Origin of the sequence: Sinomonas sp. P47F7, assembly GCF_049332655.1 — a bacterium.
Taxonomy (GTDB): domain Bacteria; phylum Actinomycetota; class Actinomycetes; order Actinomycetales; family Micrococcaceae; genus Sinomonas.
In genome coordinates this window covers 3,868,842-3,888,431 of record NZ_CP186327.1, presented here as the reverse complement: position 1 = coordinate 3,888,431, position 19,590 = coordinate 3,868,842, and the positions used below count along the sequence as shown (strand labels likewise).

Below are 19,590 nucleotides of genomic sequence, written 5' to 3'. Positions count from 1 at the left end.
GATTCTCATTAATCTTAGACTCTCGATCATGCCCTCGCTCGCCGATCCACCCATCGCTGACTTTCTCGCGCCCGCACTGGCTGGCGGATTGCTCGCCGCACTGATCTGCGGAGTTGTGGGCACGTGGGTGGTGATCCGCGGGATGGCCTTCTTCGGAGAAGCCATCGGCCACGGCATGTTGCCCGGCGTCGCCGTCGCAACCGTGCTCGGCCTGCCCGTCTTGGTGGGCGGCGCGCTCAGCGCGGTCGTCATGAGCGGATTGATCGGGCTGCTCCAGCGTCGCGGTCGGCTCTCGTACGACACGAGCATCGGCCTTCTGTTCGTCGGAATGCTCTCGCTTGGCGTCATCGTCGTCTCGCACTCGCGCACTTTCGCAACGGACGCCACGGTGATGCTGTTCGGAGACATTCTGGCCATCGGAGTGAGCGAGATTCTGGTGCTCGGGGTGACGGCCGCGCTGACGATCGCGGTGGCCGTCGCCTTCCACCGGCCGTTCGTCGCCGTAGCGTTCGACGCGCGGATTGCGCAGGCTCTCGGGCTCCGACCGCAGCTCGCGAAACTGCTGCAGGTGGGGCTGGTCACGCTCGCGGTCGTGGCCTCGTACAAGGCCGTGGGATCACTGCTCGTGGTTGGCCTGCTGCTCGCACCATCGGTCGCTGCGAGTCCGTGGACCACCCGCATCCCTTTCCGAATGTGCGCCGCCGTCGGATTCGGGGGTGCCGCCGTTGTTCTCGGTCTGCTCGTCTCCTGGTACGCGAGCACCGCAACGGGCGCCTCGATCGCCGCATCGGCCATCCTCCTCGCGTTCTCCTCCGCGGTCGCACACCGAATGTGGGACCGCACCCGATCTCAACCGTTGACCGACCGCAAGAGGGAAAAGCAATCATGAATCCTCGCCGTATTGTCGCCGCGCTCCCGGTGCTGCTGCTCTTCGCCTTGTCGGCGTGCTCGAACGCCGCTCCGTCCGGCTACGTCCCCCCGAGCTCGACCACGCCGTCTGGCAGCGGACATGGAGCGGTTACCGGTGCATCGGAAGTGGCCGAACCGCAGCTGCACCTCGTCGCCGTCGACGGCACGGGCAACGTCGGGATGCTCGATCTGCTGGGGAACAGTGAGACCAAGCTCGGCACGGTCGCGCCCCCGTCATCGACCGTGAGCGATGGTCGTTATGTGTTCGCCACGACGTCGAAGGGGGTCGAAATCGTCGACAGCGGCGTATGGACGTGGGACCACGGGGATCATTTCCACTACTACCGGTCCACGCCTGCGCTGCTCGGAACCGTCGTCGGTGGCGGCGCACCAGCCGTCTCGACCAGCACGCTCTCCACCGCCGGTGGCACCGGCCTGTTCTTCCCTGAATCGGGAGAGGCCGTGCTCCTCGACAACGCCTCTCTCTCCCGGGGCGAAATCAGGGAGAGGTTTCGGATCAAGCTGCCGCCCCACAGGGGGCTCGTTGTCCCAGTTGGCGACGGCGCAATCGTGACAACCCCGGATGCCGAGGGAAAGCCCGCGGCATTGCAGTACTACACCGCTGAGGGGAAACCGCTGGAGGGCGCGCAGGCCGATTGCTCCGACGGTCAGGGCAGCATCGTGACGCGCATCGGCGCAGTGGTGGGCTGCGCCGACGGCGCCGTGCTGATCACTGGGCAAGGGGACGCACCGGCGCTCGAGAAAGTGCCGTACCCGGATGCGGCGTCAGCCATGGCGGCCGTGAAGTTCGATGCACGCAAGGGACGCCCGACGGTGGCGGGGATGGGCGGGCCCTCGGGTGTGTGGCTGCTGAGTACGCGCCAGCGCTCCTGGACATGGTTGCCGACCCCGATCCCCATGGTGCGCGCTAGCGCCGTCGACGACGAGCAAGGGCACATCGTCACGCTCGATGACGAAGGCCGAGTGCACGTCTATATCGCGAAGACCGGCCAAGAGGCCGGCGTGACCGAACCGCTGCTGCCGAAAACCACATTGACCTCATCATCGCTCGATTCCGTGAGCTTGACGGTCGATGCACAACGGGCCTACCTCAACGCTCCGACCGATGGTTTGGTCTACGAAATCGACTTCGCCGACAGGGCTCGAATCGCTCGAACACTTACACCGTCGGTGCAGCCGGTGTTCATCGCGGAGACGGGTCGATGAGGCGTCTGCTGGCCCTCACGCTTGTGGTGTCCGCGGCGGTTCTGTCGGGCTGCGCCCCAACCCGCGGGGCTGACAAGGCCCACATTGTTGTCACCACCAACATCCTCGGAGACGTCGTGCAAATGATGGTGGGCGACGACGCCGAAGTGATGACGCTCATGAAACCAAATGCAGATCCTCATTCGTTTGAGATCTCCGCGCAGCAGGCCGCGCGGATGAGCCAGGCCGACCTCATCGTCGCCAACGGACTTGGCCTCGAAGAAGGCCTCGAACAACATCTGAGCCGTGTGACCAAAGCAGGCGGGAAAGTATTTGCCGCCGGAGACCACCTGACGCCGCTTCCCTATTCGTCCGGTGACGCCGCCGGAACGCCCGACCCGCATTTCTGGACCGACCCAGCGCGAATGATCGACGTGGTCAACGCCTTGGAGGGAATGCTTTCCGGCGTCCACGGCATCAATCCGAGTGCCCTCGCGGAGCGCGTAGCCGGGTATCGCGACAGCCTCGAACACCTCGACCGTGACATGGGGGAGTCTTTTGCCGCGATACCTTCCGCCCGGCGTGCACTCGTCACCAACCATCATGTTTTCGGCTATCTCGCCGATCGTTTCGCGTTCAGGGTGATTGGCGCTGTAATCCCTGGTGGCACCACTCTCGCCGCTCCCAGCGCGGCAGACCTGAATGCCTTGGCCGAAGCGATCAAACAGGCCGGCGTGCCGGCGATCTTCGCCGAATCCTCGCAACCGGACCGGCTCGTCCAAGTTCTGGCCCGAGAGGCGGGGGTGGCCGTCGACGTCGTCGCCCTCTACACGGAGTCCCTCTCTGAACCCGGCGAGGCCGCCGAGACCTATCTCGCGATGATGCGCACCAACACCGACCGAATCGCCACCGCACTCACCAAAGAGACCACCCACCAGAGAGGAACACCATGAAGAGATCACGATCCGCCCGAGTTGCGAGCGCCGCAGCCACCGCCGCAGCAGCGCTCGCCCTGAGCTCGTGCGCCAGCGCGGCGTCAGGAAGCTCTGCGGCCTCCGCTTCGGCGACGGCGGAGACAACCGGACGTGTGGCCATCACCTACAAGAGCGGCATCGCGGTGCTGGATGGCAAGACGCTCAAGGTCGTCGAAACCTTCCCGACCGAGGACTTCACCCGCGTCAACGACGTCGGCGACGGACGGAACGTCCTCGTCACGACGTCGAAGGGATTCCAAGTCCTCGACACCGCGAAACCCGCCCTCACTGACTCCGTGTTCAAGGCCACCACCGCTGGCCACGTCGTACGTCACGCCGACTACACCGTCCTCTTCGACGACGGGACCGGCACCACCACGATCTTCAGCTCGGACGCACTACTAAACAGCGAAGGCAAGCTCCCCAAGGCGGAGACTTACACAGGAGCGGCGCCGCACCACGGCGTCTCCATCCGACTCAACGACGGCACCCTCCTCACCACAGTCGGGGACAAGACCGGACGCACTGGCGCCGCCGCCCTCCGCCGGAACGGCGAAACGTGGGAAAAGGTCTCCGAGAACAGTCAGTGCCGGGGAATTCATGGTGAGGGGGCGGCAGCTGACGAAGCTGTCATCTTCGGCTGCGAAGACGGCGCATTGCTCTATCATCATGGCACGTTCGAGAAATTCACCGCCCCGGACGCCTACGGTCGAATGGGCAACGCCTTCGTCTCGGAAACAAGCCCCATCATCGTCGGCGACTACAAGAACAATCCGGATGCCGAAGGCTATCTGCTGAACGCCGTCACTCTCATCGACACCGCGAAGCGCACCTACAGGGTGGTGAATCTGCCGAATGACATCCGGTACACGTGGCGCGATATCGCCCGAGGCTCCGATGGCCTCGCCTACATTCTCTCCACCGACGGTTCCATCCACGTTCTCGATCCTGCCTCGGGAGAAATCGTCAAGAAATACCCGGTCATTGCGCCATGGGAGGGACCCGCGAAATGGCAGGACCCGCACCCCGCCATCGCCGTGAAAGGCACCACGGGCTACATCACCGAACCCGCCACGAGCACGGTGCGCGCTATCGACCTCACGACCGGCGCCGCGCTCGGGTCGGTGAAGCTATCCGTGCCACCGAACGAAATCACCGTGGCCCAGGGCTGACCTCGGCGTCGGGTGGCCTGATCTCCGGGGTGCGGCGTTAGGCGATGCGGTCGAAGAGCCCCGCGAGCTCGTCCGTGAGCGCCTTGACGAGTTCGGGCTCGGCGCCGATCGGCTTCCCATCGATGTGGTTCACGGGCGTGAGCAGCCGCACCGAGGAAATGAGCCACACCGCGTCGGCGTGGAAGAGGTCGTCCGGCTCGAGCGGGCCGTAGCCGAGCTCCCAGCCGGCGGCCTTGGCCGCGCCGAACAGCGCGCCCTGCGACGTGCCGGGCAGGATCCCGGAGTCGAGCTGCGGGGTGACCAGACGCTTCGCGGTGACTCGCCCGCCGTCGTCCGTTTCCGCATGGGCGACCAGAACGGTCGAGGTGGGGCCCTCGAGGACCTTGCCATCGGAGGAGGTGAAGATGACGTCGTCGGCGCCGCGATCGTGGGCGTAGCGCAGCGCGGCCATGTTGACGGCGTAGCTGAGCGTCTTCGCGCCGAGGAGGAGCCACGGCGCGCGCTCGGCGAGGTCGGAGTCGTAGCCGCGGTCCAGGAGGAGCACATCGATCCCGTGCTCGCGCTGCCGCTTAGCCGACGGTGCCGGCGCGAACGCCGTGACCCAGCACGTCGGCGTGTGCGTGCCCTCGACCCCGCGCGTCGCGACGAGCCGCACCACGACCTCGTCCAGCACGCCCACCGTGCGCTGGTATTCCGCGAGCGCCGTCACGATCGCCCGCTCCCACGCCTCGTGCCCCGGCAGGTCGAGGTGCAGCATGCGCGCGCTCGAGGCGAGCCGCGAGAGGTGCGCCGGGAGCTTGCGGACGTGCCCGTCGAGCACGAGAAGCGTCTCGAACACGCCGTCGCCGCGGGACACGCCAAGATCCGTCGCGAAGAGCGTGGGCCTGCTGGCATCCTCGATGCGTCCGTCGGGCTCGGCAGGGTCGAGGAACACAAGCACGTGGTGGGTCATGGGGACAGCTTAGGCTGTGGCCATGGTCTTCCAGCTGCCTCTCGTATGGGTTCTGCCCAACTGGATGACGTTGCTGCTCGCGGTCGTCGACCTCGTGATCCGCGTCGCGGTGGTGGGCATCATCCCGGGCAACCGCCGCCCGACGACCGCGATGGCCTGGCTCCTCGCGATCTTCTTCGTCCCGACCGTCGGGCTGCTCCTGTTCCTCATGTTCGGCAACTTCCGCCTGTCCCGGAAGCGGCGCGAGCAGCAGCAGGACATCGACGTGCGGGTTCGCGCGCTCGTCGCGGAGACCGACGACGCCGGGCCTGCTCTCGCGGGTGCCGAATGGCTCCATTCGGCGGCGGAGCTCAATCGCCGGCTCGGCTCGCTGCCCATGGTCGATGGCAACGCCGTGCGCCTCATCCCCGACTACGAGAACTCGCTCGCGGACATGGCCGAGGCGGTCCGCGGGGCGAAGCGGTTCGTCAACGCCGAGTTCTACATCATGAGTTCGGACGAGGTGACGGACGAGCTCTTCACGGCCTTCGAGGACGCCGCGGCGCGCGGCGTCGAGGTCCGCCTCCTGTACGACCACATCGGCACCGCCCGAATCCGCGGCTACCGCGGCCTGCTCCGGCGGCTCCGCGCGTCGAAGATCATGTGGCGGCGCATGCTCCCGCTCCTGCCGCTCCTCGGCCAGTGGCGCCGGCCGGACCTCCGGAACCACCGCAAGATCCTCGTGGTCGACGGCGAAGTCGCGTTCACGGGCTCGCTCAACCTCATCGAGCGTTCGTACCGGAACCCGCGCCATCGCCGCGCGGGGCGCAAGTGGGTTGAGCTCATGGCGCGCGTCGAAGGGCCCGCCGTGACCACCCTCAACGTCGTCTTCGCGACGGACTGGCTCGGCGAGACCGGCCAGCTGCTCTCCGAGCAGATGGAGCCGCCGGCCCCTGCGGGTGACGAGCCCGCCCAGGTGGTGCCGAGCGGGCCCGCGTTCGCCAACGAGAACAACCTGCGCCTCTTCAACACGCTCATCTATTCGGCCCAGCACCGGCTCTCGATCTGCAGCCCCTACTTCGTCCCGGACGATTCGCTGCTCTACGCCGTCACGACCGCGGCCCAGCGCGGCGTGGACGTCGAGCTGTTCGTGTCCGAGCAGGGCGACCAGTTCCTGGTGCACCACGCGCAGCAGTCGTACTACGAGGTGCTGCTCGCCGCGGGCGTCAAGATCTACCGGTACCCCAAGCCGTTCGTGCTCCACGCGAAGCACTTCACGGTCGACGACGACGTGGCCGTCCTGGGCTCCTCGAACATGGACATGCGCTCGTTCTCGCTCAACATGGAGGTCTCGCTCATGCTGCCGGGCGCGGGGATCGTGGCTCAGATGCGCGAGGTCGAGGACCTCTACCGGGCCGTGAGCCTGCCCCTCGACCTCGACGCGTGGCGGAGCCGCTCGATCCTGAGCCGCTACGTGGACAACGTCGCGCGCCTCACGGCGACGGTGCAGTGAGGGCCGTCCCTTCATGCCCATCTAGAGAACCAACCCGGCCATCTGCCCCGCGTGTCGGCCTGATTCCGGCTGACCCTAGAGGCCTAAGTGGGCAGGAGCGGACGCTTACTCCGGGAACGCAGAGCCGAGCGTGCTCAGGACGCCGAACGCCTTGGCCCGGACCTCGTCGTACTCCTCGTCCGGGTCGGAATCGGCGACGACGGCGCCCCCGACACCGAGCGTGAGCCGCGTCCCGCCGGCCGACTCCTCGGCTACGAGGGTCCGGATCACCACCGAGAGGTCCGCGGCGCCGGTTCGCGAGAAGTAGCCGATCGCGCCCGAATACACGCCGCGCGGACCGGTCTCGAGGCGGTCGAGGATGTCCATGGTGCTGATCTTCGGTGCGCCCGTCATGGATCCCGGCGGGAATGCCGCGGCGATGGCTTCCGCGCGGGACGCGCCCGGCCGCAGCTGCGCGTCGATCGTGCTCACGAGCTGATGCACCGTCGCGTAGCTTTCGACGGCGAAGAGCCGCGACACCGCGACCGAGCCCGGTACCGCGAAATGGCTCAGGTCGTTGCGAAGCAGGTCCACGATCATGAGGTTCTCGGCGCGGTCCTTGGGGTTCGCCGCGAGCTCGGCCCGCACCTGCGCGTCCTCGGCGGGCCCGGCGTCGGGGTAGCGGCGGCGGGTTCCCTTGATGGGCTCGGCCCGCAGCGCGCCGTCGGCCGCGAGGCCCAGGAACCGCTCGGGCGAGGAACTGGCGACGGCGAGCGGACCGAGCCGCGCGAACGCCGCGAAGGGCGCCGGGCTGCGGCGGCGGAGGGCGAGGTAGACGGCCCACGGGTCGACGCCGGGCCGGCCCCCGCTCGAGGGGACGAACGCCTCGAGCGTTGTGGTGAGGCAGACCTCGTACGTGTTGCCTTCGGCGATCTCTGCCTTCGCGGCGCGCACCTTCGCGCGGTACGCCTCGCCGGAGTCTCGCGCGGCGAACGACGGCGCGGGCTCGGCGGGCGCAGAATCCGGCACCTCCGGATGGCCCTGGGCCGTCGCGGTCACCGTGGCCTCCGCCGCGTCGAGCCACGCGGCGGCGTCCGGCGCGTCGAGGGCCAGGAGCCAGACCTCGCCGAGGGTGTGGTCGAGGACCACGGCGCGGGACGCAAAGACGAGCTGGGCCTCGGGCAGCCCGCCGGAGTCGACGTCGTTCCCCCCGCATTCGCGCTTGAGCTCGTAGCCGAGATAGCCCAGCCAGCCGAGCGCGAACCCGCACTCGAGGCCCTCCGGGGCACCGGCGCCGTCAACGCTCGCGCGGCCCCACGCCGAGTCGAGCCAGCGGAAGAAGGGCTGGCCGAAGCGTGCCGTCGCGGGGTGCTCGGTCCCGGAGCCGAACGTGACCTCGGTCGTTCCGCCTCGGTGGGCCATGCGCCGGCCGCGAGCCCCGAGATCGTCCACCATGACGCTGAAGCGGCTGCGCACCCCGGATTCTGGCTGCCCGGCCTCGGACGCGTCGAGCCATACGGCGTGGCTCGAGCCGCCGTAGAGGACCGCGAAGAGCTCGTCGGGCGGCGGGGCGGCGTCGATCCGGCGGGCCACGACCGTGCCGGACTCGCGGGCGGCACGCTCGGGCGCGAGAGCTTCGCGGAGCGCGGGGAGCTCGGCGAGCGCGTCGATGACGCGGTCGGCTACCCCGTCGGGCCGAGCCGGCCCCGCGCCCGCGGCGAGGATCACGGCCGCGGCGGCAGCGACGTCGTCGGCCGCGAGCCACGCGTCCTCCTCGGCGGCCCAGCGCTCCCAGTGGGGCGTACGTCTCGCCGTCGCGCTCGAGGGCCCGCCGCTTGCGGTCCTCGGCGGGTGCCTCGATCCAGACGACCGCGTCGCACAGCGCGCGGAGCGGCGCGGCTCCCGCGCCCACGCCTTCGAGGACGACGACGTCGGCCGGCTCGGTGGTGCGCTCCTCGCCGTCGGCGGCGGCCACCCAGTCCCAGGCGCGCCACCGGGCGGCCCGCCCCTCGCGCAGGGGCCCGAGGACGGAGGCGGCGCAGCGCTCGATCCCGGCCGCGAGCCCGTGCCAGCCCGGGTAGAGGTCCTCGAGATGTACGAGCGTCACCGAGCGGTGCTCGCGGAGCCGCGCCGCGAGCTCGACGGCGAGCGAGGTCTTGCCCGCGCCCGAGCGGCCGTCGATCGCTATGACGGCCGGGCGCGCGGGGCGGGTCGGGGTCACGCCCCTGCGTAAACCGGCGGGCGCCGCGAGAGCTCGGCGCGGACGTGCTCGACGATGCCGGGGACGGCCGCGTCGATGAGCTCCCACGTGAGCTCGAAGTCGCTCTGGTCGCCGAACCATGGGTCCTCGATGCCCTGGTCGAGGTGGTCCAGATGGGCGACGGCGGGGTCGAACTCCCGCAGCATGCGCACCTTGTGCTCGGTTCCGGCGGGGGCGAGCTCGCGGAGATGACCGTAATGGTCCACGTCGAGCGCGAGGATGAGGTCTCGCTCCACGAACCATTCGGGGCGGAACTTGCGCGCGACGTGCCGGCGCGCGGGCACGCCGTGGGCGTCGAGGACGCGCGCGGCGCGCGGATCGAGAGGCCGTCCGACCTCGTAGTTTGTGGTCCCCGCCGAATCGACTTCCGCCCGGTCAGCGAGGCCCGCGCGGCGCAGGGCGTCGTCGAGCATGAACTCGGCCATGGGCGAGCGGCAGATGTTCCCGGTGCAGACCGTGATGATCCGGTAGGGGCTCGCCGTCGAGTTCATTGCACAAGCATAGGGTCCAGCCCTCGCTGAGCCGGAATCCGGGTTGGATTCGACCGCTTGACGACCGCTATAGGTCGCTAGATGACTGCGAGGAGCGCCCCGACGCCCACGAACAGCACCCCGAAGATGCGGTTGAGCACGCGCTGGCCGCCCTCATCCCGCGTGAAGCGCTGGAAGCTCTTGGCCGCGAGCGCGAAGAAGAACCACATGACCGCGACGTCGACGCCCACGATCGTTGCGCCGATGACGAGGTATTGGCTCCACAGGGGGAGCCCGGGCTGGACGAAGCCGGGGATGAACGCAAGGAAGAAGACGATCGCCTTGGGGTTGAGCAGGTTGACCCACAGCCCCCGCTGGAACATCGATCGGGCCGGCTCGTTGACGAGCGCCGCGGTGGCCTCCTCGGAGGCGTCGGGCTTCCGGATGAACTGCCGGATCCCGAGGTAGGCGAGGTAGGCGGCGCCGAGGTACCGGATCACGTTGAAGGCGACGGGCGAGCTTGCCACGAGCACGCCGAGTCCGGCCGCGACGATCGCGAGGTGGATCACGAGGGCGGCCTGCTGGCCGAGCACGCCCCAGAGCGCTCGGCGGAAGCCCGCGTTGAGCGAGTTGCTCATCGTGTTGATGGCGCCCGCGCCGGGGGTGAAGCTGATGAGGAGGCATGCGCCGAGAAGCGCGGCCCAGAGGGAAAGTGGCACCGTTACAGATTAACGCCGCCCCTCACCACAGAATGTCGAGGCCGTGAGCCGTCACGCCCGCCCGATCACCTCGCCGTTGGGGATGAGGAACCAGCCGTCCGCGGAGGAGCCCCAGCGGTGCCAGCCGGACGCGATCCGCTCGAGGTCGGCACGCTCCGCGAAGCCGTACGCGACGGCCTGGTCCGCGAAGGCGGAGTGCAGGACGCGCTCGCTCCACACGCGCGCCTGCCACGTGCGCTGCTGGGGCGTCGCGTAGAGCCAATTGCTGCTCGACGGGGCCACGTCCGTGAAGCCCGCCTCCTGCATCCAGCTCACGAGCCGCCGCCCGGCGTCGGGCTCGGCCCCGTTGCGCCGCGCGATGCGCTGGTAGAGGTCCATCCACTCGTCGAGCTCGGGGATCTCGGGGTACCAGCTCATGCCGTGGAAGTCGGCGTCCCGCACGGCGATGATGCCGCCCGGCTTCGCGACGCGGCGCATCTCGCGCACGGCTGCGACGGGATCCGTGAGGTGTTGGAGGACCTGGTGTGCGTGGACCACGTCGAACGCCTCGTCCTCGACGTCGAGGTCATAGACGTTTCCAGTCACGAACCGCACGTTCTCGACGCCGCGCTCTTCGGCGAGGGCCCGGGCCTGCGCGACGATGTCCTCGGAGCGGTCGAGGCCCACCACCTCGCCGGGCGCGGTGAGCGCCGCGAAGTCGCACGTGATGCTCCCCGGCCCGCACCCGACGTCGAGCACACGGGAGCCCGGTGCGAGGTGCGGCAGGACGAAGGCCGCGGAGTTCTGGGCCGTTCTCGCAGCGTGGGCCCGCACGACGCTCTCGTGGTGGCCGTGGGTGTAGACGTCGTCGGGAGTGCTCTGCTGGCCGTCCATGGAACAACGTTACGCGCCGGCCGTACACGCTTGGTGATAGGCGCGACAGGGCCCTGTGAGCTTGACTACGAAAACCGGTATCTCGGCGAAACCGCCCAGAATACCGCCATAGGCTTGTTGCGACAAACTACGGATTCCACTGCGGGCAACGAGGCCCCGGGCAGCGAAAGGAGCACCACCCCATGTCCCTCCTGGACCAGAGCCGCACCCGCTCCCGCTTCTTCGGCCGGCGCTCGATGCACCTCGGCGAAGACATCCTCCTGGCCCGCCACGGCGCGCACATCCACCACCTCGTGCACGATCGCCGCAACCGCCGCATGGTCGCCGTCCTGCATGACGGGACGGTTGACTTCGCCTCGAACGCGCTCCTCGCCGCCGCCCCGACCCCGCTCGAGCGCCTCTCTCAGCAGCTTCAGGACGTCCGCAACGACGTGGCACCCATCTCGAAGGCCGACCTCAAGATCCTCGGCTGGTTCACGGCCGGCTGGGCGGTCGTCTCGGCGATCTTCATCGTCGGCACGATCGCTCTCTCGGCGGCGACCGGCACGCAGGCCTTCGCGCAGGCGGCCACCATCTTCCCGTCGTACTGACGCCCACGCCCGGCGCCCCCGCGCGCGCCAGACCGGACTCAACGGACGAGACCGCAGGTCACACCCTGCGGTCTCGTCCGTTATGTACGTGTTCGGCAGGCGGACGCCCCGACGCGCCGCGCGGCCGCGCCGATACGCTGAGATGATGACCCCGCCCGCGCCAGCCGAGCCCTCGCCGCAGTCCGCCCCCGCTGCGGAAAGCACCGCCGCGCCGTGGAGCCCGCGGCTCGCGCTGCTCGTCGCCGCGACGTACTTCATGGAGTTCCTCGACGGCACGGCGCTCTCGACGGCGCTGCCCGCGATCGGCGCCGACTTCCGCGTGGTCCCGGCCGACGTCAACGTCGCCATGACGGCCTACCTCGTCGCGGTCGCGATGGGGATCCCGTTCAGCTCGTGGCTCGCCGAACGCTTCGGGCCCCGGCGCGTGTTCTGCACCGCGATCGCGGTCTTCACGCTCGCCTCGCTCCTGTGCGCGCTGAGCCCCAACCTCGGTGCGCTCACGGCGTTCCGCGCGGTCCAGGGCTTCGGCGGCGCGATGATGGTGCCGGTCGGCTCGCTCGTCGTGCTGCGCGGCACCCCCAAGGACCAGCTCCTGAAGGCGACCGCGTACCTCGTGTGGCCCGGGCTCCTCGCGCCCGTGCTCGCGCCCCTCGTGGGCGGCGCGCTGACCCAGTATCTCTCGTGGCACTGGATCTTCCTCGTCAACCTCCCGCTCGGCCTCGCCGCTTTCCTCGCCGCCCTCCGGCTCGTCCCGAGCGTGGGAGGGGACCGCGACCGTCGCCTCGACTGGCCCGGCCTCGCGCTGACGACGGCGGGCGTCGCCGCGATCGTCGTGGGCCTCGAGCTCCTGAGCGAGGGGCGTCCCGCGGGATGGGCGACGGCGGGGCTCGCCGTGGGTGCCGCGGCGCTCGTCGCGGCGGTGTGGTGGATGCGCCGTGCCACGCGACCGCTTTTCGACTTCCGCGTGCTCGGGGTGCGGACGTTCCGCGCGACCCAGACCGGCGGCTTCGTCTACCGGCTCACGATCATGGCCGTCCCGTTCCTCCTGCCGCTCCTGTTCCAGGACGGCTTCGGCTGGGATCCCGTGCACTCGGGCCTCCTCGTCGCCGCGGTGTTCGTGGGCAACATCGGAATCAAGCCGGCCACCTCCCCGCTCATCCGGCGCTTCGGCTTCAAGCCCGTGCTCGTCGTCGCGGCGGCGGTCTCGGCGGCGACGTTCGCGGGGTGCGCGCTGCTCACGCCGGCGGTCCCGGACCTGCTCATCGCCGCGCTCCTGCTCGTCTCGGGCGCGTTCCGTTCGATCGGGTTCTCGGCGTACATGAACGTCCAGTACGCCGACGTCTCCGCGATCGAGCTGCCGAGCGCGAACGCGATCGCGAACACGCTCGTGCAGCTCGCCGCCGCGCTCGGTGTGGCCGTCGGGGCGCTCCTGGTCCGCGCCGGAATCGCGTTCGGCTCCGCGGGGGCGGACCACGCGGCGCCGTACCGCGTCGCGTTCTTCGCGATCGCGGGGCTCATGCTCGTGAGCGTCGCGGACAGCCTCCTCCTCCCGCGCCACGCCGGGACCGAGGTGAGCGGCCGCCGCTGAGCCGCCGGGCGCCGTCGTCCGCGCCGCAGGCCCCGCCCAGCCAAACTTGAGTGCACTCGACTCAGGTCAATTTGACACGCGTGGGCCCCTGCGTAGACTTGAGTGCAGATCGCTCAACTTGACCGCGAGCACTGTGAGCCCGGCGGCAGGTGGGCCTCTCATGGCAAGACCAATCAGCAGGAGGAACTATGTCCCGTGCAGTCGGCATCGACCTGGGCACCACCAACTCCGTCGTGTCCGTCCTCGAGGGCGGCGAGCCGACGGTCATCGCGAACGCCGAGGGTGGCCGTACCACCCCGTCCGTCGTCGCGTTCTCCAAGACCGGCGAGGTCCTGGTGGGCGAGATTGCGAAGCGCCAGGCCGTCAACAACATCGAGCGCACCATCGCCTCCGTCAAGCGCCACATGGGCACCGACTGGACGATCAACATCGATGACAAGAAGTACACGCCGCAGGAGATCTCGGCCCGCATCCTCATGAAGCTCAAGAACGACGCCGAGTCGTACCTGGGCGAGAAGGTCACCGACGCGGTCGTCACCGTCCCGGCCTACTTCAACGACGCCGAGCGCCAGGCCACGAAGGAGGCCGGCGAGATCGCGGGCCTCAACGTGCTCCGCATCATCAACGAGCCCACCGCGGCCGCGCTCGCGTACGGCCTCGACAAGGGCAAGGAAGACGAGCTCATCCTCGTCTTCGACCTCGGCGGCGGCACGTTCGACGTGTCCCTCCTCGAGGTCGGCAAGGACGACGACGGCTTCTCCACGATCCAGGTCCGCGCGACCGCCGGCGACAACCGCCTCGGCGGCGACGACTGGGACCAGCGCATCGTCGAGTACCTCCTCGGCCAGCTCAAGCTCAAGGGCATCGACCTCTCGAAGGACCGCATCGCCCTCCAGCGCCTCCGCGAGGCCTCGGAGCAGGCCAAGAAGGAGCTCTCGTCCTCGACGAGCACCAACATCTCGCTCCAGTACCTCTCCGTCACCCCCGACGGCCCGGTTCACCTCGACGAGTCGCTCACCCGCGCGAAGCTCCAGGACCTCACGAAGGACCTCCTGGACCGCACCAAGAAGCCGTTCCACGACGTCATCGCCGAGGCCGGCATCAAGGTCTCGGACATCAACCACGTGGTGCTCGTGGGCGGCTCGACCCGCATGCCTGCCGTCTCCGACCTCGTGAAGGAGCTCACGGGCGGCAAGGAGCCGAACAAGGGCGTGAACCCGGACGAGGTCGTCGCCGTCGGCGCGGCTCTCCAGGCCGGCGTCCTCAAGGGCGAGCGCAAGGATGTCCTGCTCATCGACGTGACCCCGCTTTCGCTCGGCATCGAGACCAAGGGTGGCGTCATGACGAAGCTCATCGAGCGCAACACGGCCATCCCGACCAAGCGCTCGGAGACGTTCACGACCGCGGATGACAACCAGCCGTCCGTCTCGATCCAGGTGTTCCAGGGCGAGCGCGAGTTCACCCGCGACAACAAGCCGCTCGGCACGTTCGAGCTGACCGGCATCGCCCCGGCCCCCCGCGGCATCCCGCAGATCGAGGTCACGTTCGACCTCGATGCGAACGGGATCGTCCACGTCTCCGCGAAGGACAAGGGCACCGGCAAGGAGCAGTCGATGACGATCACGGGCGGCACCGCGCTGTCCAAGGAAGACATCGAGCGCATGGTCGCCGACGCCGAGGCCCATGCGGCCGAGGACAAGAAGCGCCGCGAGGCAGCCGACACGCGCAACACCGCCGAGCAGCTCGCGTACTCCGTGGACAAGCTCATCGCCGACAACAAGGACAAACTGCCCGAAGAGGTCAAGACCGAGGTCCAGGCCGACGTCGACGCCCTCAAGAAGGCGCTCGAGGGCACCGACGACGAGGCCGTGAAGGCCGCGTTCGAGAAGCTCCAGAAGTCGCAGTCCAAGATCGGCGAGGCCATCTACGCGCAGCAGGGTGCCGCGGCCTCCGACGGCGCGCACACGGCTTCGGGCGCGGCAGGCGGCGCGAGCGGTGCCTCGGCCGGCCACAAGGACGAGGACATCGTCGACGCCGAGATCATCGACGAAGACGAGAAGAAGAAGTAACGCGATGGCTCCCCACCACGGCAACGAGGAAGAGCACGAGGTCCGGGGCGAGCCGCAGAAGCCCGTGATTCGGGACAACCGCAAGGTTGATCCGAGCACAGGAAACGTGCGGCAGCCCGACGCGGGGCCGGCAGGGCAGAAGCCCGAGACCGGCGCCGCGGGCGGGGCGTCCGGAGATTCGGGATCGGAGCACCCCGAGCACGAGGAGCTCCGCCCCGTGGACGAGGCGCACGACGCCGAGGACGTGCTCGCGCAGGCCGAACGGATCCTGAGCGAGGCGGCGGACGTCCAGAACGAGGCCGCCGAGCTTCGCGTGGACCTCCAGCGGCTCCAGGCCGAGTACATCAACTACCGCAAGCGCGTGGACCGGGACCGTGCGGTCGCGGGCGAGGTCGCCGTCATGGGCGTCCTCTCCTCGCTGCTGCCGGTGCTCGACGACATCGACGCGGCCCGGGCCCACGGCGACCTGGCCGACGGTCCGTTCGCGTCCATCGCGGCCAAGCTCGAGGGGATCCTCACGAGCCACGGCCTCGAGCGCATCGACGCGACGGGCGTGGAGTTCGACCCGAACATCCACGAGGCGCTCATCCAGCAGCCCGGCGCGGGCATCGAGGTCGACACGGTGGTTCAGGTCCTGCGTTCGGGGTACCGGACCCAGGCGCGCGTCCTGCGCGCGGCGCAGGTGATCGTGGCCGTTCCGTAGCTCTGGGCGAACGGACGACGGCGGGAGACCACCCGCCGTCGTCCGCCCCCTCCGTTTCGGGTACAGCTAATCCGCTCCGGAGGCGTTTCGGGTACAGATCCTCGCAAGGATGTGTACCCGAAACGGTGAGTACGGGTCCTTATCTGTACCCAAAACGATAAGAATGGTGTGAGGACGAAGGGAGGCCCCTTGTGGCCAGTCAGGACTGGGTGGAGAAGGACTTCTACTCCATTCTCGGCGTGCCCAAGGATGCCTCTGACGCCGACATCAAGAAGGCGTACAGGAAGCTCGCGCGGAAGTACCACCCGGACCAGAACCCCGGGGACAACGAGGCCGAGAAGAAGTTCAAGGACATCACCGAGGCGAACTCGGTCCTGAGCGACGCCGAGCAGCGGCAGCAGTACGACGCAATCCGGGCCATGGGCGGCGCGCGCTTCTCAGCAGGCGGCCCCGGCGGAGGCGCGGGCACAGCCGGCTTCGAGGACCTCTTCGGCGGTCTGTTCGGCGGCGGCGCGGGCCGGCATTCCCGCGGCTTCGGCTCGAGCAACCTCCCGCCCGAATTCGCTGACCTGTTCGGGGGCTTCGGCTCCGGCGGCGGCTTCCAGGCGCCCCCGCAGAAGGGCGCCGACCGCGAGGCCTCCACGACGATCTCCTTCGCGGGCTCGATCCGTGGAACGACCGTGGGCCTCCGCGAGCAGAACGGCGACGTCATCGACGTGCGCATCCCGGCGGGGATCCGGGACGGGCAGAAGGTCCGTGTGCGCGGCAAGGGCGGGCCGGGCTCGGCCGGCCCCGGCGACCTCATCGTCACCGTCCACGTGACGCTCCACGAATTCTTCACGCGCGACGACGACAACATCCGCATCCACGTGCCCGTGAGCTTCGACGAGGCCGCGCTGGGCGCGCAGATCGAGGTCCCCACGCTCGACGGCCACGCGGTCCGCATGAAGATCCCGGCCGGCTCGAACTCGGGCCGCACACTGCGCCTCAAGGGCCAAGGCGTCAAGACGTCCAAGGGCACGGGCGATCTCCTCGTCACGATCGACGTCGTGGTCCCGCAGAACCTCTCGAAGGAAGCCGAGGACGCCGTGCGGGCGTTCGCGGCGGCCACGGCGAAGAACTCCGAATCCAACCCCCGCGCGGGGCTCGCCGCCAAAGCGAGGCTGTAGGCCATGGCGATTGATCCGTACGCTCCGATCTTCGTGATCTCCGTAGCGGCGGAGTTGGCCGAGATGCACCCTCAGACCCTCCGCCAGTACGACCGCTTGGGCCTCGTCTCGCCCACGCGGCAGTCGGGCCGCCAGCGGCGCTATTCGCAGCACGACGTCGAGCTCCTGCGCGAGGTGCAGCGCCTCTCTAAGGACGGCGTTTCGCTCGAAGGCATCCGGCGCATCCTCGAGCTCGAGAACCAGGTGGCCGCGCTGCGTTCGCGCGTCATGGAGCTCGAGCAGGAGGTCGTCGCGGCTCGGCGCGGCGCCGGGGACCCCCGCCGCGTCTTCGCGGCCGGGATCGGCGGCGACGTCGTGACCCTCACGCGTGGGCAGCGCCCCGAGCAGCGCTCGCAGGCCGTCGTCGTGTGGCGGCCGCGGCCCGGCCAGGCTCCGGGCCTGTTCTGAGATCTGGCCCGTCGCTGTGCGGGATCTGGCCAGTCGTCGATTGGTCACGTTTCTCCCAACGAGTCGGCACTTCCGTAAGTCCGCGCAAGGTTCGCCCAACGTTCACCTGAGCCTTGCGGGTCGGGAAGTGCCGCCGTCGTACGGTCGAAACCGTAGCCGGCCACCCGAGCGAGGAGCCTCATGAGCACCAACCAGCACCCGGTCGTCCTGCCCGCCGAGGCCCTCGAGGGCCCGGACGGAGAGGTCGTCGACGCGAACATCGATGTGGTCAACGCGATGTATTCCGAACTCCTCGGCGAGGAGGAGATCGCCACCAACGCGCTGCGCAGCTACTACGTGGACTTCTACCTCACGGAAGCGCTCGACGGCGGGTTCGCCCAGTATGTGGTGAGCGCCGGCGAGCGCGAGGAGATCGACGACTTTGTGCGCGACGGCCTCCGCGAGATGGGCGCGACGAAGCACCTCGGGCTCTTCGAGGAGACCTCCGCGGCGTTCGACGCCCTCACCGACGAGGACGCCGAGGCCTACCTCGAGGGCGACGACGAGCCCTCCGAGGCGGTCAAGGCGCTCGAGTCGCTCGACGAGCGCTTCGAGGAGACGCTCGACGACGAGGATCTCGTGGCGCTCAACGCGGCCTGGCTTCGGGGCCAGGAGGGCCTGCTCGCGCTCGACGACGACGCCATCGAGCAGGAGATCGCCCGCCGAGTGGGCCTCATCCCGGACCTCGAGGAGCGCCGCGCCGAGGCCGAGCTGCTCGAGGACGGCTTCGACGACGCGTACGACGACGAGGACGACGAAGCCGACTTCGACGACTTCGAGGAGCTCGACGACGCCGAGTCCCACGAGCCGCACGCTGAGGCGAGCGCCAACGGCAACGAGCCGCACGCTGAGGCGAGCGCCAACGGCAACGAGCCGCACGCGCACGGGCCCCACGCGCACGCCGAGAAGGCCGAAGGCGCCGCCAAGTAGTCTTCACAAGAGTGCGGGCGCCCCCTGGGGGGCGCCCGCACTGACTATCAGGTCGCGGCCCGGAATTGCGGGCAGGCCTCGTTGGAGCAGCCCTGGTCGCGCGGGATCCACTGACCGCTTTCCTCGCGCCAGACGATGTGCCGATGCTGGCCGCAGAGCTCGCAGCTCGGGGCGACGTAGCTGTGCTTCTCCTCTTCCGTGTAGCTGCGGAAGCCTGACATGACTCCTCCTCGCTTCGGGGACAGTGCCGAATCTACTCTCGGGCGCCTAGCCGAGCCAGAGCCCGTCGCGGGCCGATCAGTACCCCGACCCGCCCGCCGCGAGCGGAGCCTGGATCATGTTCCCGTCGGCACCCACGACGTACCACACACTCGCCACGCCCTGGCCGTTTGTCTGCCCAGGGGCAGTGTCCTTCGAGTAGTAGTAGATGGGCATGCCGTTGATGGTCACCTGCGACTTGCCGCTTGCCGTCTTGATGCTGCCGATCTTGCCCGTCACTCCCTGCAGGGCCGGGGTCGCGTCGCTCGTCACGGCGGGCCACAGTGTCGCGCAGCCGCCCGTGCACGCGCTCGTCGTGGTGCCCGGGTTGTCCCGCGTGTAGACGTAGACCGTGGTGCCCTTGCCGTCGACCACGATCATGTGGCCCGCGACCGTGGCCGTCTTGAGCGTGAGCCCGGCAGCGGCGGGCGCGGACTGCGACGAGCCGCCCCCGTAGCCGTACCCGAGGTTGTCCGAACCTCCCGCGGGCGAGGACGAGGAGGGGCTGCTGGGCGCCGACGAGCTCGCGGGCGGCGCGGACGACGACGAGGAGCCGCTTCCTGCGTTCGATCCGCACCCGGCGAGGGCCAGGGCAGACGCCGCAGAGAGCGCGGCCCAGACGAGTGCTGCTCGTTGGTTCATGATTCCGCCTTCCGATGCGAGGCGGCGGTTCGCCGCTGACCATGAGACGCCGCGGGGGCGCCCGGCGGTTCATCCGGCGGGACAATGTCCTTGAACCGTTATGGCGCCCGTGACGTCTTGATGGCGAGGAGTTTTGGACGAGGCGGCCT

18 protein-coding genes and 1 pseudogene are annotated in these 19,590 nt (G+C 69.2%); 12 read left to right on the top strand and 7 right to left on the bottom strand.

The features are described 5' to 3' along the window. The first annotated feature begins 28 nt into the window (after positions 1 to 28). The 4 genes from aztB to aztD all read left to right on the top strand — a co-directional run bounded on the left by aztB (position 29) and on the right by aztD (position 4,261). Entirely contained in the window at positions 29 to 889 is an 861-nt protein-coding gene (gene aztB / locus ACOKR1_RS18240) for a zinc ABC transporter permease AztB (RefSeq protein WP_422934316.1), read from the top strand. Further along, entirely contained in the window at positions 886 to 2,136 is a 1,251-nt protein-coding gene (locus ACOKR1_RS18235) for an ABC transporter (protein WP_422934315.1), read from the top strand. The genes aztB and ACOKR1_RS18235 overlap by 4 nt, the downstream gene beginning before the upstream one ends. Further along, positions 2,133 to 3,068 (top strand): zinc ABC transporter substrate-binding protein AztC, encoded by a 936-nt coding sequence (aztC, locus tag ACOKR1_RS18230; RefSeq protein WP_422934314.1) that lies wholly within the window; start codon positions 2,133 to 2,135, stop codon positions 3,066 to 3,068. Before ACOKR1_RS18235 ends, aztC begins: the two co-directional genes overlap by 4 nt. A 134-nt stretch (positions 3,069 to 3,202) precedes the next feature. Next, the gene (gene aztD / locus ACOKR1_RS18225) at positions 3,203 to 4,261 is read left to right on the top strand and encodes a zinc metallochaperone AztD (RefSeq protein ID WP_422934313.1); all 1,059 of its coding nucleotides are present in this window, start codon (positions 3,203 to 3,205) and stop codon (positions 4,259 to 4,261) included. A gap of 37 nt (positions 4,262 to 4,298) precedes the next feature. Here the strand turns inward: aztD and ACOKR1_RS18220 are convergent, their stop codons facing one another. Further along, positions 4,299 to 5,213: an aminodeoxychorismate lyase gene (locus ACOKR1_RS18220; RefSeq protein ID WP_422934312.1), complete on the bottom strand. Its 915-nt coding sequence runs from the start codon at positions 5,211 to 5,213 to the stop codon at positions 4,299 to 4,301. 22 nt (positions 5,214 to 5,235) lie between these two features. On the opposite strand from ACOKR1_RS18220, the gene cls reads away from it, so the two are divergent. Then, a complete protein-coding gene (cls, locus tag ACOKR1_RS18215) occupies positions 5,236 to 6,705 on the top strand; it encodes a cardiolipin synthase (protein ID WP_422934311.1) in 1,470 nt (489 codons plus the stop codon). Between the two features lie 105 nt (positions 6,706 to 6,810). Here the strand turns inward: cls and pabB are convergent. The 4 genes and pseudogenes from pabB to ACOKR1_RS18195 all read right to left on the bottom strand — a co-directional run bounded on the left by pabB (position 6,811) and on the right by ACOKR1_RS18195 (position 11,006). After that, a pseudogene (pabB, locus tag ACOKR1_RS18210) lies at positions 6,811 to 8,905 on the bottom strand (aminodeoxychorismate synthase component I). Beyond that, a complete protein-coding gene (locus ACOKR1_RS18205; RefSeq protein ID WP_422934310.1) occupies positions 8,902 to 9,435 on the bottom strand; it encodes a low molecular weight protein-tyrosine-phosphatase in 534 nt (177 codons plus the stop codon). The pseudogene pabB and the gene ACOKR1_RS18205 overlap by 4 nt, the downstream one beginning before the upstream one ends. Before the next feature lie 77 nt (positions 9,436 to 9,512). After that, entirely contained in the window at positions 9,513 to 10,133 is a 621-nt protein-coding gene (locus ACOKR1_RS18200) for a LysE family transporter (protein ID WP_422934309.1), read from the bottom strand. 51 nt (positions 10,134 to 10,184) lie between these two features. Further along, positions 10,185 to 11,006 (bottom strand): methyltransferase domain-containing protein, encoded by an 822-nt coding sequence (locus tag ACOKR1_RS18195; protein WP_422934308.1) that lies wholly within the window; start codon positions 11,004 to 11,006, stop codon positions 10,185 to 10,187. Between the two features lie 182 nt (positions 11,007 to 11,188). On the opposite strand from ACOKR1_RS18195, the gene ACOKR1_RS18190 reads away from it, so the two are divergent. The 7 genes from ACOKR1_RS18190 to ACOKR1_RS18160 all read left to right on the top strand — a co-directional run bounded on the left by ACOKR1_RS18190 (position 11,189) and on the right by ACOKR1_RS18160 (position 18,541). Beyond that, a complete protein-coding gene (locus ACOKR1_RS18190) occupies positions 11,189 to 11,596 on the top strand; it encodes a hypothetical protein (protein WP_422934307.1) in 408 nt (135 codons plus the stop codon). Between the two features lie 145 nt (positions 11,597 to 11,741). Then, positions 11,742 to 13,184 carry an MFS transporter gene (locus tag ACOKR1_RS18185; protein ID WP_422934306.1) on the top strand — a complete coding sequence of 481 codons (1,443 nt, stop codon included), beginning with the start codon at positions 11,742 to 11,744 and terminating at the stop codon, positions 13,182 to 13,184. Positions 13,185 to 13,372: 188 nt separating this feature from the next. Further along, positions 13,373 to 15,253, top strand: a complete 1,881-nt coding sequence (gene dnaK, locus ACOKR1_RS18180) for a molecular chaperone DnaK (protein WP_422934305.1) — start codon at positions 13,373 to 13,375, stop codon at positions 15,251 to 15,253. Between the two features lie 4 nt (positions 15,254 to 15,257). Next, the gene (locus ACOKR1_RS18175; protein WP_422934304.1) at positions 15,258 to 15,956 is read left to right on the top strand and encodes a nucleotide exchange factor GrpE; all 699 of its coding nucleotides are present in this window, start codon (positions 15,258 to 15,260) and stop codon (positions 15,954 to 15,956) included. A gap of 191 nt (positions 15,957 to 16,147) precedes the next feature. Then, positions 16,148 to 17,125 carry a DnaJ C-terminal domain-containing protein gene (locus tag ACOKR1_RS18170; RefSeq protein WP_422934303.1) on the top strand — a complete coding sequence of 326 codons (978 nt, stop codon included), beginning with the start codon at positions 16,148 to 16,150 and terminating at the stop codon, positions 17,123 to 17,125. Between the two features lie 3 nt (positions 17,126 to 17,128). Next, complete coding sequence (locus ACOKR1_RS18165) at positions 17,129 to 17,572, top strand: heat shock protein transcriptional repressor HspR (RefSeq protein ID WP_422934302.1); 444 nt, start codon at positions 17,129 to 17,131, stop codon at positions 17,570 to 17,572. A gap of 180 nt (positions 17,573 to 17,752) precedes the next feature. Then, complete coding sequence (locus ACOKR1_RS18160; RefSeq protein WP_422934301.1) at positions 17,753 to 18,541, top strand: DMP19 family protein; 789 nt, start codon at positions 17,753 to 17,755, stop codon at positions 18,539 to 18,541. A 47-nt stretch (positions 18,542 to 18,588) separates the two neighbouring features. On the opposite strand, the gene ACOKR1_RS18155 is transcribed toward ACOKR1_RS18160, so the two are convergent. Together ACOKR1_RS18155 and ACOKR1_RS18150 are read right to left on the bottom strand one after the other, a co-directional pair. Continuing rightward, positions 18,589 to 18,762: a hypothetical protein gene (locus tag ACOKR1_RS18155; protein ID WP_415855383.1), complete on the bottom strand. Its 174-nt coding sequence runs from the start codon at positions 18,760 to 18,762 to the stop codon at positions 18,589 to 18,591. 76 nt (positions 18,763 to 18,838) lie between these two features. Next, positions 18,839 to 19,441, bottom strand: coding sequence for a hypothetical protein (locus ACOKR1_RS18150; protein WP_422934300.1), 603 nt, complete (start codon positions 19,439 to 19,441; stop codon positions 18,839 to 18,841). Between the last annotated feature and the right edge of the window lie 149 nt (positions 19,442 to 19,590).